Origin of the sequence: Hoyosella altamirensis (genome assembly GCF_014191505.1) — a bacterium.
Taxonomy (GTDB): Bacteria; Actinomycetota; Actinomycetes; order Mycobacteriales; family Mycobacteriaceae; genus Hoyosella; species Hoyosella altamirensis.
On record NZ_JACHWS010000004.1, the window covers coordinates 381,461 to 395,753 of the forward strand.

The 14,293-nt window shown below is 61.4% G+C and carries 12 protein-coding genes and 1 pseudogene; 6 read left to right on the plus strand and 7 right to left on the minus strand.

Annotated elements, in window-relative coordinates; translation table 11 throughout:
- Nucleotides 1-77 precede the first annotated feature (77 nt).
- On the minus strand, nucleotides 78-1,553 hold the full coding sequence (locus FHU29_RS20730) for a potassium/proton antiporter (protein ID WP_064442683.1): 1,476 nt from the start codon (nucleotides 1,551-1,553) through the stop codon (nucleotides 78-80).
- A 47-nt stretch (nucleotides 1,554-1,600) separates the two neighbouring features.
- On the opposite strand from FHU29_RS20730, the gene FHU29_RS20735 reads away from it, so the two are divergent.
- On the plus strand, nucleotides 1,601-2,449 hold the full coding sequence (locus FHU29_RS20735) for a universal stress protein (protein WP_183377636.1): 849 nt from the start codon (nucleotides 1,601-1,603) through the stop codon (nucleotides 2,447-2,449).
- Between the two features lie 65 nt (nucleotides 2,450-2,514).
- Nucleotides 2,515-3,543, plus strand: coding sequence for a protein translocase subunit SecF (secF, locus tag FHU29_RS20740; protein ID WP_183377637.1), 1,029 nt, complete (start codon nucleotides 2,515-2,517; stop codon nucleotides 3,541-3,543).
- Nucleotides 3,544-3,742: 199 nt separating this feature from the next.
- On the opposite strand, the gene FHU29_RS20745 is transcribed toward secF, so the two are convergent.
- Nucleotides 3,743-4,183: a hypothetical protein gene (locus FHU29_RS20745; RefSeq protein ID WP_183377638.1), complete on the minus strand. Its 441-nt coding sequence runs from the start codon at nucleotides 4,181-4,183 to the stop codon at nucleotides 3,743-3,745.
- A gap of 700 nt (nucleotides 4,184-4,883) precedes the next feature.
- On the minus strand, nucleotides 4,884-5,009 hold the full coding sequence (locus FHU29_RS23450) for a hypothetical protein (RefSeq protein WP_260152982.1): 126 nt from the start codon (nucleotides 5,007-5,009) through the stop codon (nucleotides 4,884-4,886).
- A 90-nt stretch (nucleotides 5,010-5,099) separates the two neighbouring features.
- On the opposite strand from FHU29_RS23450, the pseudogene FHU29_RS20750 reads away from it, so the two are divergent.
- Both FHU29_RS20750 and FHU29_RS20755 read left to right on the plus strand, forming a co-directional pair.
- A pseudogene (locus FHU29_RS20750) lies at nucleotides 5,100-5,360 on the plus strand (ABC transporter ATP-binding protein); the annotation flags it as partial.
- Nucleotides 5,353-6,966: an ABC transporter permease gene (locus tag FHU29_RS20755; protein ID WP_064442448.1), complete on the plus strand. Its 1,614-nt coding sequence runs from the start codon at nucleotides 5,353-5,355 to the stop codon at nucleotides 6,964-6,966. The pseudogene FHU29_RS20750 and the gene FHU29_RS20755, both read left to right, overlap by 8 nt.
- A 3-nt stretch (nucleotides 6,967-6,969) precedes the next feature.
- Here the strand turns inward: FHU29_RS20755 and FHU29_RS20760 are convergent, their stop codons facing one another.
- From FHU29_RS20760 to FHU29_RS20770, 3 genes are all read right to left on the minus strand, one after another.
- Entirely contained in the window at nucleotides 6,970-8,973 is a 2,004-nt protein-coding gene (locus FHU29_RS20760; RefSeq protein ID WP_064442449.1) for a hypothetical protein, read from the minus strand.
- Between the two features lie 114 nt (nucleotides 8,974-9,087).
- Nucleotides 9,088-9,705, minus strand: coding sequence for a 5,6-dimethylbenzimidazole synthase (gene bluB / locus FHU29_RS20765; protein ID WP_423785893.1), 618 nt, complete (start codon nucleotides 9,703-9,705; stop codon nucleotides 9,088-9,090).
- 44 nt (nucleotides 9,706-9,749) lie between these two features.
- Nucleotides 9,750-10,955, minus strand: coding sequence for an amino acid deaminase/aldolase (locus FHU29_RS20770; protein WP_064442451.1), 1,206 nt, complete (start codon nucleotides 10,953-10,955; stop codon nucleotides 9,750-9,752).
- A gap of 49 nt (nucleotides 10,956-11,004) precedes the next feature.
- Here FHU29_RS20770 and FHU29_RS20775 point away from each other — a divergent pair, with 49 nt between their 5' ends.
- Nucleotides 11,005-12,297, plus strand: coding sequence for a D-arabinono-1,4-lactone oxidase (locus tag FHU29_RS20775; protein ID WP_064442478.1), 1,293 nt, complete (start codon nucleotides 11,005-11,007; stop codon nucleotides 12,295-12,297).
- Nucleotides 12,298-12,515: 218 nt separating this feature from the next.
- Nucleotides 12,516-12,968 carry a hypothetical protein gene (locus tag FHU29_RS20780; protein WP_157095408.1) on the plus strand — a complete coding sequence of 151 codons (453 nt, stop codon included), beginning with the start codon at nucleotides 12,516-12,518 and terminating at the stop codon, nucleotides 12,966-12,968.
- A gap of 67 nt (nucleotides 12,969-13,035) precedes the next feature.
- Here the strand turns inward: FHU29_RS20780 and FHU29_RS20785 are convergent, their stop codons facing one another.
- Nucleotides 13,036-14,265 carry an NAD(P)/FAD-dependent oxidoreductase gene (locus FHU29_RS20785; RefSeq protein ID WP_064442453.1) on the minus strand — a complete coding sequence of 410 codons (1,230 nt, stop codon included), beginning with the start codon at nucleotides 14,263-14,265 and terminating at the stop codon, nucleotides 13,036-13,038.
- Between the last annotated feature and the right edge of the window lie 28 nt (nucleotides 14,266-14,293).

The window sequence follows — 14,293 nt, forward strand, 5'->3', positions numbered from 1 at the left end:
GCCTAGCCGTAACCAATTGGTAGTGGCACGGGACGCTTTGCTGGAGTTTCCTCTGAGTCGTGTCGGCCCGGTGGGTTCTAGCTTGGGTCGGGCGTGTTTTCACCTTTGGCCCATGCGGTGACGATTTTGTTCGCGTCGGGCCGGCGAGGCATCGCCACGATGACTAGGTCGCCTTCACGGAGTTTGGTGCGCGGGGTGGGGATGAGCAGCCGGGGCCCGCGGGCGATAGTGGTGATCAATCCGATGGGGGGCATGACCTCGCTGAGGTATTTTCCGGCGATGGGCAGGCTGGAGGTGACACGGACTTCGACGAGTTCAGCGTTGAGGTCCCCGATAGGGATTCCTTCCGCGACTGGGCTCCAGACATCACCTTCCTGTGTGAGGTTCAGCCACCTAGCGACGGTGCGGATGCTCATTCCCTGCACAAGTGCGGAGATAAGGACAACGAAGAAGACCATGTTGAAGATCAGGTCCCCGTCTGGGTAGCCGGCAACGGCGGGGAAGGTCGCGAGGAAGATCGGGACAGCGCCGCGCAGCCCCACCCAGCTGGCGAAGGTAAGTTCGCGCCACGTGAATGGGAACCAGATCAGGCACGCTACAACCGCGATGGGGCGTGCGACGAGGATCAGGACTGCTGCGATTGCCAGGCCGGGGAGGGCGACATCGACAAGGCTTGAGGGGAAAACCAGCATTCCGAGCATTAGGAACAGGCCCACTTCTGCGGTGTTGGCCAACCCTTCGTGGAACGTTCTGATTCCGCGCCTGTGCAGTGGTACCCGGGCCCCCACGATTAGCCCGGTGACGTATACGGCAAGGAATCCTGATGCGCCCCCGGCGGCTGCGAGGCCATACGATAAGCCGGCGACACCTAGAGCAAGCACGGGATACACACCCGCTGGGCCCAGGGTGGTGACAAGCAGCAGGCGGCTGCCCGCAAGCCCGACGAGCCCGCCGATGAGCAGGCCGCCGCCGAGTTGGGTGACCGCGAAGGAAATCCAGTCACCTGCGGGCGGTGATTCAGTCCAGGTCGCGATCAGCCCGACTGTCAGCATGATCGCCATTGGATCGTTCGCGCCTGACTCCACCTCGAGCAGAGCTGACATTTTGCGGGGCAGCGGCGCGCGGCGCAGCATCGCGAATACCGCAGCCGCATCGGTCGACGCGACGACGGCCCCGATCAGCAAAGCAGTCAGAATATCGACGTTCAAGATGAGATAGGTGGCTCCGCCCAGCACTGCCGCCGTGATGATCACCGCGACTGTGGCTAACAGCAAACCCGGAGCTGCTGCCCTGCGGACATCGCTGGGCTTTGTGGTTAAGCCGCCCTCGTAAAGAATGAGCAGCAGCGCTACGGTACCGACTATCTGCGCGATCTCAGGATCGGCCAATGAAACCAGGCCCAGTCCGTCATCGGAAATGAGCATGCCGAGACCTAAAAAAAGCAAAAGGCCCGGCATCCGGATACGCTGAGCCAAGCCGGACGCCAGAATTGCCGCGATGAGCAACAGTGCAGCTGCGAGAACCCAGCGGTCAGCAGGAAGTTGAAGGCTCATAATCCTCTTGGTGCTGGTTTGAGTGGACGACAGGAAGGAGCTTACCTGTGGCTGATGCGCCCCCAGCTCTGTCACGCAGGCGGAAGGACAAAACCCAGCCGCCGATCGAAAGACTCATCGTCCCGCTCGACGGCACCCATGAAGCGGAGACAGCGATCACTCCCGCGCTGAAGATCGCCCGCCAGCTCCAGATTCCATTAGAGCTGTTCACCGTGCACGATCCCGTGCGAGGCCGGTGGGCTACCGGGATAGATTCAGTCGCCGACGAGATAGCCTACGCCCATGTAGAGGTCGTGTGCGTTAGCGCGGGCTGGGCCGGAGATCACCTCATCCATTCCGCGCAGGAAACCCCCGGCGCGGTGATCTGCCTGGCAACCCACAATAGAGACCGGTTCTCCCGGATGATCACCGGCAGCGTGACCGAACATGTGATCAGACATTCCGCGAGGCCGGTCCTCATGGTCGGGCCTGAGTATGAGCCAGCGTTTGAGCCCCACCAGTATCGCGACTGCATCGTCTGCCTCGACGGCAGCGGCCGCGACGAGGCAGCCCTGCACACCGCCCGAGTATGGGCGCAGCAGCTAGACCTCACGCTGCATCTTGTGCATATCGACTCTCCCAGCAAACCCGAAGAACCGCGGATATACGAAGAAACCCTCGCCTCCCTGGCCAGTGATTTCACGCAGGCCGGGATCCGTGCAGACTATTCGCACCTCACCGACAGCGACATTGCCGAAGGGATCATGTCGTTTCAGACAGACACGCCGGGAACACTGGCAGTATTGACCAGTCGCAACCGGGGAGTCACCAGATGGGTGCTCGGAAGTGTCACGGCAACCGTGCTGGCGCACACCACCTCACCAGTGCTGTTAGCGAAGCCCGCCCAGCATCTCTAGACTCCCGCTGCCTGATATAGGACTCAGCAGGCTATCAAGTTGTCTCACAAGGAAGACCACAGAAAATGACCCTGCAGAAGAACAGCTCTCCGGTATCACTCCTGAAACGTCTTTACACCGGAACGGGCGCATTCGACATCATCGGTCGCAGGCGCATCTTCTATTTAATTACCGCTGTCCTGGTAGCACTATCACTTTCTGGCATCTTGCTCCGCGGTTTTACTTTCGGCATTGACTTTACCGGCGGCACCCGCGTGGAAATTCCTGCTATACAGTTAGACACCGCTGAGGCGGAACAAGTATTCAGTGAAAGCTCCGGCATCTCTCCCACCACTGTGCAGGTGGTGGGCGCCGGTCCTGCCTCGTCAATACAGATCCGCTCGGAACCTCTCGATGAAACCCAGATCCGCGCCGTTGAGAACGCATTCCAGTCTGTCCTGGATCAGTCGGCCGGAACTGGCACGGCGCAGAATACGGTCAGCATCTCCGCAGTGAGTGAGACTTGGGGTGGGCAAGTAACTCAGAAGGCTGCTCTCGCGCTCGCGGTTTTCCTGATCATAGTGTTTGCTTACATCAGTCTGCGGTTCGAGTGGCACATGGCACTAGCCGCGATCGCGGCGGTAATAGTCGACCTGACAGTGACTGCCGGCATTTACGCCCTGATCGGCTTCGAGGTAAGCCCCGCAACAGTGATCGGCCTGCTCACAATCATGGGCTACTCCCTATACGACACCGTGGTGGTTTTTGATAAAGTTGCGGAAAACACCAAAAATGTCACGAAACAATATGAGGGCACTTACGCTGAGCGTGCAAACCTGGGCGTGAATCAAACCTTGATGAGATCGTTCAACACCTCATTAACTAGTATGCTTCCTATTCTCTCGCTATTGATCGTGGCAGTGTGGATGCTTGGCGTGGGAACACTCAAAGATCTCGCCCTGGTCCAGCTGGTCGGAGTCATCATCGGAACATACTCCTCACCCTTCTTCGCGGCTCCACTGCTTGTCTCGATGAAAGAACGCACCAAAGCCATCCAGAGCCACACCGTGTCGGTCCAAGAAACCCGGGCTTCCGGCTGCTCGATACCATCCTAGGATCCGCAACGCCGCTCCCCGGCCGAGTTCCGGATACTGTGCTGGCAAAAATTACCGGGGCGTTCTCCATCCTGCCCGGCAGGCCCCCTACCCCTTTTCGTCCCGCCCCGAGGTCAAGGACGCTTCTTGACGAACTACCAATCCGCGAAAGCTGAACTGGATCATTTCAGCAGCCCAATGCCCGTGGCTACCCGGTATTCTACCGGCGAGCGGCAAATGGGTATCCGCCACAATCGCCAGGGAAACCTGCCGCCATCACTGCGCCCGGCAGGGATTCCACGCCAGCCCTGCTGCTGATAACGATCATCAGTATGACAAGACCCAGAATAACGAAAGCGACTACCCCCACCACCCTGCTGAGCTTTTTGTTCGCCTGAGCAGCCTCGGCGTCGGAAGAATAGGGTGTAGCACCGGTCTGCAGGTACTCCAGGCGCCGCGCGCAATAGCTGGCCGGGCTGATCTCGCCTGACTGCTCGTAAAGAAAAAGGAAGATGCCATGGCGGTTGGCGTACTCCATGGCGCTCTCCATATAGCCGGTGTCCGCGAAGTAGAATATCTCAAGATTGGCACCGCGGTTGCGCAGCCCCGCCAAGCGCTGCAGATCATCCACGCTGGCCAGCCGCGCGTCAGCAAACCCCATCTGCCGCAGCTTGTCGGCAGCATTGATTGCCGCTTACCTAGGGCTCTGGATATACCGCATTTATGCACGATCCCACGTACGGGTGAGGTAGCGGAACCTTGAAAGAACCGGCCAGCATATTTAACGCCCCTACACGAGCGAGCGGCCGGACACAACATTACCGCCGCAACCGCACATTGGCGCGAGTAAGAGCCGTGTTTGTATTAAGGGCTGCTCCAGCTCCGCCGATGATACCCAACAGCAACAGGAGGGACGCATGGTTGAAAGCCCTTAACGAGGATAGCCGAAACCGTCAGTCGCGCACCGGAGACGTCTTCAGGGGCTACTTAGCTAGCTTCTCATCACCTACGTACATCAAAAGGCCGCCAATGATGAGTAGAATAGCGCCGAAAATAGGCCATCCGGTAAGCAAGGAGAGCGCACCCCCGATAACCAGAGCTGATCCGGCAGCGAGGAACCCTCTACCGTCGCCGCTGGAACCGCTCCAACCCGAATTCACGAATCATTCCACTCCACTACGCCGCCCGGCAAGGTCAAGACCCGCACACTCTGAAACGCCTCACGTCGCTGAAGGCCCCAGAATAGCAGAGGGTTACATATGCTGCTCCCCGTCGGGGCTGTCTTTTTCCATTTGACGGCCGAGATCATACCGACTGTGCTTTGCGCATCGCTATTCGTTATGGCTGATGCACCCAAATGGTCAAATCAGCGCAAGTCCGATGACGAGTATGAGGGTGATAACGAATACCACAGCACTGATTACGAGCCGCACTCGCTGCATGCGGCGCACCTGCTCGTCGATGAACTCTTTCTCACTGTTCCCCACGCAACCACTATGCCGTCTTTAATCCGGCGGCACCACCTCACTCAGGTCAATACCGAAGTGCAACATGATTCTTGAGGCCTCGCGGATCTTCGGCACCTCACCCGAACGACGATCGTTGCGCGGACCAGGAAGCCTCCTGAAGAGTTGTCGACCGCGCCGGGCGTACACGATTTCCACGCACGGGAGGGAGAGGTCCGGTTCGAGGTCGACAGTGAGCACGTCGAGGCGCTTGTGAGTCGGCTAGCGGCACTCGGAGTCCAGTCTCTTGTTGCGCACCCGCCTACTTTGGAACAAATCTTGCTGCGCCACTACGACGACGTGCTCCATGCCCCGGAGACTCCTGATGCGTGAAAGCTGCACAGGCACGCGTGAGCTTGTCCGGCTGATGATGAGGCGGGACCGTCTGGTCCTGCCCTGGTGGGTGCTGGCGCTCACGATGCTGCCCGTCCTGCAGGCCTACGGCACCCCGAACCTCTTCCCGACCGACGCCCAGTTGCGGTCATACGCGGCGACGTTGCAGACCCCCGCATTCGTGGCGCTCTATGGGCCGGTATTCGAAGCAAACCCGGGCTCTCTTGCGCTGACCCGGTCGGGGATCGCCCCCGTCATCGTTGCGCTCATCGCCGCGCTGATTGTCATCCGCCACACCCGAACGGAGGAGGAGAGTGGCCGGACTGAACTACTGGCCACCACCGTGGTCGGTAGGTACGCGGGACTTGCGGCCGCGCTGATAACGGTGTCGATCGGTCTTGCTCTGATGGGAACGCTCCTCACAGTGGGAATGCTGGCTGTGGGGTTACCGCTCGCGGGATCGATCGCTGTAGGGGCATCCTATGCGGGTGCCGGGCTCATGTTCGCGGCTGTTGGAGCGGTCGCGGCACAACTCACCGCGAGCGCCGGCGGAGCGCGAGCAATTGCGTCCGCTGCACTCGGGTTTGCTTTCGCGGTGCGCCTCTCGGGTGACGTTAGCGATGCGACGGGCGGATCGCTGGGCTGGCTGTCGTTTCTGTCCCCGATTGGATGGGTGCATCAGGCCCGGCCGTACGCGGGTGAACAATGGTGGGTCTTTATTCCCATCACCGCCTTCGCTGTGACGCTCACTGCTGTAGCGGTGACAATCGCTGGGCGCCGCGACTCGGGTGCCGGTGTTCTCCCGTCGCCGTTGGGTCCGCCGGCCGCGGGACGGGCTCTCTCCTGGCCGGAAGGTGTGGCGTGGAGGCTGCACCGCGGCGCATTCTTTGGGTGGGCCGCGGGTTTTGTGCTGCTCGGATTCGTTCTCGGTTCGGCTGGGCGCGGGATTGAAAGCCTCCTCGCGGACAATCCCGCACTTCAACAGGCGCTGGAGCGTCTCGGCGGGACCCAGACGGTCGTCGATGCGTATTTCTCGGGGATTATGGGCTTCCTGGGGCTGCTTGCCTCCGGTTACGCGATCGCAGGCGTACTGAAGCTGCGTGGTGAAGAAACCTCGCTGCGGGCGGAATTGATGCTGAACGCTCCAGTGAGCCGGATTCGATGGGCGCTGGGGCACATCGGCATATCGCTGATCGGCGCCGTGGTGCTGCTGCTTCTTGGCGGGTCGGCGATGGGGCTTGCGCACGGTATCAGCGTCGGCGATATCTCGGGACAGGTGCCCCGGCTGGCGGGCGCCTCCCTGGTTCAGGTTGCCGCCGTTGTTGTTCTGGCAGCGATCGCCGTGGCCGCGTTCGGTTTGGTGCCCAGGTTCGCCTACTCGGTGAGCTGGACAGCCCTAGCTGCTGTCTTCCTTATTGGCCAGGTGGGTGCCGTCCTGGAACTTGGACAATGGGCCCTGAATGTGTCGCCATTCACCCATTTGCCACGACTGCCTGGCGGCGCTGTCGAGGGACTACCGCTGCTGGTGTTGGCTGTGCTGGCCTTTTCAGTGACAGCCGCAGGACTGGCCGCGTGGCGGCGCCGTGATGTGACTGGTGTGGGGTAGTTGCTATGCGTCGGCCGGTTTGTGCTGCGGGCGCGGCTGAGCTCGCGCAGCGGGACTTGAACCGAAAGCGGCCTGGCTGTACAGCCAGATGTAGAAGACCAGGGTGACCATCCAGAGGATCAAAACGACGGTGTATCCCACCGTCCACAGCCAGCCAGGAACATAGTCTTTGGTTTCGCGCTGCAGGAACTCGGGTTCGTAGATGAACTCGTAGCGCTGGCCGGAGGTGGCCACGATCTGCCTACCGATGTCAGTCGTGATTTCCGGGTCGTCAGGGGCGTAAAGCGGCAGGTTGAGCATGATTGTGGGCGCCTGATGCAGGCGAATCTGTGTCTTCCCGCCGCCATACATGGGCATCTCGTATTCGGAGCGGAACTGGCCGGGCTGGCCGGTCGGCAGCATCGCCACCCGCATTATCCCGGGAGCACCGCTCGCCGGATCGGTGGGGAGCTCACCTTCGGTGCCGACCTTTCCCTGCCAGTAGAACGCATGGAGCCAGATCGCCCTGTCGGTTTCCTCGGGGTCCATCGTAATTGTCACGAAAGCACTGCAGATAGTGTCGCCGTCGCAGTCCTGACTCAACTCGACATCCGCGAACACGCCGTCCTTCATCGATGGAGGTGCGAACGCCGTCATGAGGGCGAGGAAAATTACGCCGCCCACCGCTACGTACCCGTTGCGCTGCAAGTAGTTCGGCGATCCGCCGATGGCCGGTGCCGGAGTCTGGTTTCGCAGCCAGTAGCTGTAGCAAGCCTGCAGTGGCCGGGACGCGAAGGTGATTTCCTGCAGGCGAGAGGTCACGTTTCCGCGTGCCTCGACCCGCTGGAGCTGCTGAGCGTGCCAATGCCCGATGAGTGCGCCGCCAATCGCGGCAGCCGTTCCCACCGACAACATAAGCGGCAACGCGTGCGACGGCAGCGGCTGCGGAATCGGCATGTAGACGTGCGTCCAGAGCCATTCTGCGTAGAGACCAACGGTTCCGATCAGTGCACCGCACACGAGTCCGAACACGATCCCGCGGGCGGGCGGAATCACCAGCGCGACTAGTTCAACGATGATCGCGGCAGGCAAGAACAGCAACATCTGAGACACCAGCACGCCGGGTATCAGGCTGACCGTCACGATCAGGAACAGTTGCGCGACGAGATAGAAGGCCCACGCGAACAGCGCTCCGCCGGGTCCGAAGTACCGGCGGCACGCGGTGAAGATCCACCCCATAAGTAAACCCGCGAGGATGAACTGCGTGGCGGCCGGGAACTGCGGCAGTCCTAGCTCGAACTCCGCCAGAAAGTAGAACGGGATGATGCAAATCGATAGCAGGAAGACTCCGCGAATCCGTCCGCCTAATCCCAGCGTTCCGGGTGCTCCAATTTGGCGCGCCTCCGAATGGAGCAGCACGCCACCAAGAACGCAGGTGACTGCTCCGCCAATCATCATCGTGTGGGTTGGCCCCCACTGCGTCACGTCCTGGCCGAAAAGTCGATGCCACAGATCGTCGAGAGGGAACCCAAGGAGCGCGATGAGGCCTGCAGCCACGATCACCATGCTCCCCATCGGGGCGTGCCAGTCGTCGCGGATCCGGAAGGTACGCGCGGGAAGACGCTTCGACACGAGTGTCATGCTGATCACGCCGGCGACGAAGAAGCCGACGATGCCGAAGAAAATGAAGTAGTGGGCCGGGTTTGCCAAGGGGCCATCGTCCCGGCCGTCCTGCATATGGATCGGGATGTCCCATGCGACACCGAATCCCGCAGACAGCAGCGCAGCGATCATCAGGTACACCGGAAGGCTGAACCAGCGCGGCATTCCTTCTTTTTTCGCTAGCCAGTCAGCGGCTCGCCCGATGGCGGTGCGATGTCCGCTACGTTCCCGCAGCACGAACCACACCAGGGGCGTGAAGATAACGGCGTTTGCGATGAGCACGATGATGATCTGGTCCACCGCGGCTCCGCCAGCTCCAGGTAATGCCTCCTGAGCGAGGCTAAGAGCCGAGATTCGCTGCGACATGGCGTCCTCTTCTCCTGCGCGCCGATCCGCCCTATGGCGGGGTTTCCTCAGTATGACGCCGTGAAGTCGGACTTGTGAGGCTTGTCACAATCTTTGCCACAAGGTGGCGAAACGTCAACGAAGTTGATCTCGGTGCACCGCGTCGCTGAGTGGCCGCCGGGACCGCCAGCCGAAACGTTCGAGGTCGGGCGTGTGCTGGAATCCCGTTACAGGACCCACACAGAGCCAGGCGACCGGCCGCACTGGCGCGGAGGCGCCCACGAAATCGGAGAGGAATTCCTCGTCATAGAAAGACACCCACCCGACGCCTACCCTCTCTGCGACAGCCGCGAGCCACAGGTTCTGAATAGCGAGGACGGTGGAGAACAGCCCGGTGTCCTCGACGGTATGCCTTCCGAGAACGTGCGGCCCGCCTCGATCGGGATCGTAGGTAACAACGATTCCGGTACCGCTTTCCTGAATTCCTTCGATCTTGATCGGGTTGAACACGTCACGCTGTTCCGGTGGCAGGGAAGCGGCAAACCGTTCGCGCCGGTGTGCGACGTGCGCTGCGAACTCGCAGAGCCGGCGGGGATCCTGCACGATCACGAAATCCCAGGGCTGGGTGTTGCCTACGCTGGGGGCCCGGTGCGCCGCGTCCAGGATCCGTGTAAGTGCCGCATCGTCGATCGTTTCCCCAGAGAATTCAGCGCGAACATCGCGCCGCAGGCGGATCGCGTCGTACACCGTCATGGAAGGAGCCATACGGTTATTCGATCATGCTTGCGTGCGGCGGCTTACCCCCAGTTGACTCCTTCGCCCCGGTACGTGGGAACCGTTCGCCACAGATCTGCGCTAGTGCTGTGCACCAGGTGGTAATCGTTGAACCTCTCGGCCAGTTCGCCAGCCTTGGCGTGGCGCATCCACACGCGGTCACCGATAGCGAGATCGCTCGCTCCGAATACGGGTGTCTGGACTTCACCCGCACCCTCCATGCTGCCGAGATGGAGTCCTTCGGGCAGCCAGGGAACAGGGAGCCGGGAGCCGTCCGCGGCGCCGGACGCGAGGTAGCCGCCGGCGAAAAGTGTGGCGATATCATCACGCGGCTTTCGCACTACCGGAAGCGCGTACAGTAGCGCGGGCTGCGGCGCGAACCGCGTGTAGTGGTCGAAGAGAGCGGGCCCGACAAGTCCTGAGCCTGCGGCTATCTCGGTGACGGAAGGATCTTGTCGCGTTGTTTCGACACTGCCCGTGCCGCCGCCGTTGACGAACTCAAGGTCTGCGTACGCGCGGACACGCTCGACTGCGGCACTGCGGCGCTCAGCCAGTTCCAGAGCGGAGGCAGATTGAATGCGGCGCAGCGCGAGCGACTTGAGACCAGCATCCTTGTCACCCACACCGGCGATCTGGCCCTCGTACCCCATGACGCCGACGAGCGCATAACCGTTTCGGGAGGTGATCGTCGCAGCAAGTTCCGCGGCTGCGCCGGGCGTGTGAATCGGTGAGCGGCGGGCACCGAGATGGATGCCTTTCAGCGGACGCCACGAAACGTCCAGTTCAAGAGCCACCCGAATGACAGGGTGCCCTGGGCGCAGAACCTCGTCGAGGAAGTCGAGGTGCTCGCTCGAGTCCACCATCAGTGTGATGTGTGCTCGAGCCGCGTCGTCCGCTGCAAGACGCGCAAGTGCACTCCGGTCTACCGTCGGGTAGGCAACCACGATGTCGTCGCTGGTGCTGTGCTCGTGCAGCCACAGCGCCTCCCGGAGGGAATATGCGAGAACTCCGCGGACACCAGGGTGATCGAGGGCCCGGGCGAGGAGGGTCCGGCAGCGCAGTGACTTACTTGCTACGCGAATCGGAACGCCTTCGGCGCGTCGCGTGAGATCGCGCAGATTCACGTCGAACGCGTCGAGATCGACAATCGCGCAGGGCGGATCGATGTTGCGTGTAGCCGAGTCGTATGCGGTTTTGAGTTCGGCGCGGCTGCGGTTGGTTCGCGTCACAGTTGGTTACCGTACGCGGAAGACGGTGCGGCGAGGGAGATATGCAGTGGTGACGCAGTGGCAGAACTGGGCCCGAACAGTGACAGCGTATCCGGCGCGCGTGCTGCGTCCGCGATCGGTTGAGGAACTGCGTGAGATCGTGCGAAGCGCGGCAGCAGCGGGGACGACAGTGCGTGCCTGGGGAAGCGGGCATTCGTTCACGGCTACTGCGGCCACTGCGGACTGGGCGCTCGACCTTTCTGACTTCCGCGGGTTCACCGACATCGATTTGCCGCGTCGGCAGGTGACGGTCAAAGCGGGTACGTGCTTGCAGGAACTCAACAATTCATTGCACGTACTCGGCCTGGCGCTTGCGAATCTGGGGGATATCGATACGCAGACGATCGCGGGTGCGATTTCGACGGGGACCCATGGGACTGGAGCGCGGTTGGGCGGCCTGGCAACACAGGTTGTGGGCCTGGAACTCGTGCAAACCAGCGGGGAAATTCTGCGGTGTTCGGCCGAGGTCAATCGTGAAACGTTTGATGCCGCCCGGGTGAGTCTTGGCGCGCTTGGGGTGATCAGCACTGTCACATTGCAGTGCGTGCCGCGCTTCGTGCTCGCTGCTGACGAACGCCCTGAATTGCTGGAGGCGGTGCTTGAATCGATTGATCTCGAGGTCGAGACCAACGATCACTTCGAGTTCTTTATGTTTCCGTATGGCCGCCGCGCATTGGTGAAAAGGAACAACCGGACCGATGCTGCACCGCGCCCGCTGTCCCGGGTGGCCGAATTCATCAGTTACGACCTTGTGGAAAACCGTGCCTTCGGGGCGGTATGCCGACTTGGCCGTGTGCTTCCTGCGACGGTGCAGCCGACGGGGCGGGTCATTGATGCGGTGCTGTCGCCTCGTGCCTATCGGGACTGGTCATACCGGGTGTTCGCCACGCCACGGCGGGTGCGGATGGTTGAGTCTGAGTACGCGATCCCGCGGGCGGCGTTAGCCGGTGTGCTCGCTGAGCTGCGTGCGCTGTATTCCAGGTTGCCCGAGCCGGTGATGTTTCCGGTCGAAGTGCGTTTTTCCGCCGCCGATGACATCTGGCTTTCTCCCGCGTATGGGCGGGATACCGCCTATGTGGCAGTGCACCAGTTTGAGGGCATGTCGTATGAGAAGTACTTCCACGAGTTCGAGGCCATCGCGCGGGGCGCGGAGGGGCGACCGCATTGGGGCAAGATGCATTCGCTCGATCGGGAGGCGCTGGCTGACCTGTATCCGCGATTTCGTGACTTCACGCGCGTTCGGGACGCTGTTGATCCGGACCGCACTTTTCGCAACGTCTACACCGATCAAGTTCTGGGCTGAGATAAAGAAGCCGTAACGGTTACCGCCTTTCCGAAAGATTAAAACTCCAGTTCAGGCGATGTTTTCGTGGTTTTCGTGCGCGTAATCACATTAATTAACAGCTGTCTCAGTGAAACACTGGTGTCACATCCCTCGATATCCGATGCGGAAGCGCTGCTGCCCAACTGGGCTGAGCGTCGCGAGGGAACGGACCCGGGGGCGAAATGAAAGGGAGACAGTTGAAGACACGAAATCTGGCCATGGTTATACCTGCTGCTGGCGCCGCACTGGCACTCGGAATGACAGGAGTGGCAGGCGCTGCCGTCATTCAGAACGCACCAGAAGTTGTTCCCGCCGTCGTTCTCAACGACCAGGGCGACACGCAGATTGAGCCGGAGTCAATAATGCTCGCTCCCGCTGATGGCAACGACGCGGTCAACTTCATTACCTGGCTGGTGTGGAACGACGGCATTGCTGTGGGCACAGGTGTGGAGCAGGTCAACACGTGCGAACCCACCTGCGCTGAGGGTGCCACGCTCAGCAAGCCTGTCGTGATCGTGCTGGACAGTGTGGAGCCCCTCGATGACAGCGACGACCTGCACTTCACAGAAGCTCGCATTTCCGGTGTTGACGGATCACGGACGGTCGAATTGAGCTCCGTCGCGATCCTCCCGATCGATGACGCTGCATAAGCGGCGTTCACGAACGAGCCCAGACGCCCGGCCAGCACCACGGCCGGGCGTTTGTGTCGGTGTTGGGCTACACCTGGTCCAACGGGATCTCGCTATCCTCGAGACGCGCAACATCAATCGATCTTCCCGACCTGATCAGCGATTTGATCGCGTCGGTGACGTCCCAGATGTTGACGTTCATGCCGGCGAGCACCCGGTCCGCGCTATCAAGCCAGAATGCGACGAACTCGTGGGTGCTGAGATCCCCGCGGACGCTGACTCGCGAGTACTCACCGCGTGGTGCGAAGCCCACATACTCCATGCCTAAGTCGTATTGGTCGGTGAAGAAATAGGGCAGGTTGTCGTAGGTGGCGGTGCGCTCAGTGAGCGTCGACGCCGCGACTTGCGGCTGATTGAGCGCGGTCGCCCAGTGTTCGACACGGATTCTCCTCCCCAGCAGCGGATGATCATGCTCCGCGATGTCACCGACCGCGACGATGTCAGGGTCGGAGGTTTTCAGCGCGCCGTCGACGAGTACGCCCTCATCGACGTCGAGTCCGGCGTCCTTGGCAAGGCCAATGTTCGGCTGAGCTCCGACGGCGATCAGTACCGCATCGGCGGGGATGGTTTCGCCCGAGGTCAGGCGAACACCGCTGGCTGATCCATCAGAAGTCGTGATCTCTTCCACGCCACTGTCGAGATGCAGATCCACGCCGTGTTCGCGATGCAACTCGGCGAAGACGGTCGCCATTTCTGGGCCGAGGGCGCCTAGCAGGGGGAGCTCAGCAGCTTCGATGACGCTGACCGCGACGTCCTTAGCCCGTGCCGCCGCGGCGATTTCGAGCCCGATCCACCCTGCTCCGATGATCACGAGTCGCCCGCCCGCTCCGATGACGCGAATGAGTTCCTCCGACTGTTCCACTGTGCGCAGGTAGTGCACGCCGTCCGCCTCCGCGCCGGGTATGGAAAGTACGCGGGGTGTGGAGCCAGTGGCGAGTGCGAGCTTTGCGTACTCCAGCGTTGACCCGTCGGGAAGGGTCAGAGTTTTTGCCGACCGATTTATGCTGGTCACCTCGGTTCCCAGCATCAGCTCAACATGGTGGTCGCGGTACCACTGTGGCGGCAGCAGAGTGATGTCGTCCGTGGTCTTCTTCCCCTGGACGAACCCCTTCGACAGGGGTGGCCGGTCATAGGGGAGATGTTCTTCAGCGCCGATCAGCACGATGCGACCGGGATAGTCGCGGTCGCGCAGCGCTTCCGCAACCTTGGCGCCGGCTAATCCGGCGCCGACTATGGCGATGGGGGGTTGAGTGGTCATGACAGGCCTCGATCTCGTGGTGGCAGTC

Excerpts from the sequence above, each read along its gene's own strand:
- FHU29_RS20745 (WP_183377638.1), bottom strand. The coding sequence starts at position 4,183 with ATGGGGTTTGCTGACGCGCGGCTGGCCAGCGTGGATGATCTGCAGCGC.
- secF (WP_183377637.1), top strand. The coding sequence starts at position 2,515 with ATGACCCTGCAGAAGAACAGCTCTCCGGTATCACTCCTGAAACGTCTT.
- FHU29_RS20785 (WP_064442453.1), bottom strand. The coding sequence starts at position 14,265 with ATGACCACTCAACCCCCCATCGCCATAGTCGGCGCCGGATTAGCCGGC.
- bluB (WP_423785893.1), bottom strand. The coding sequence starts at position 9,705 with ATGACGGTGTACGACGCGATCCGCCTGCGGCGCGATGTTCGCGCTGAA.
- FHU29_RS20760 (WP_064442449.1), bottom strand. The coding sequence starts at position 8,973 with ATGTCGCAGCGAATCTCGGCTCTTAGCCTCGCTCAGGAGGCATTACCT.
- FHU29_RS20755 (WP_064442448.1), top strand. The coding sequence starts at position 5,353 with ATGCGTGAAAGCTGCACAGGCACGCGTGAGCTTGTCCGGCTGATGATG.
- FHU29_RS20730 (WP_064442683.1), bottom strand. The coding sequence starts at position 1,553 with ATGAGCCTTCAACTTCCTGCTGACCGCTGGGTTCTCGCAGCTGCACTG.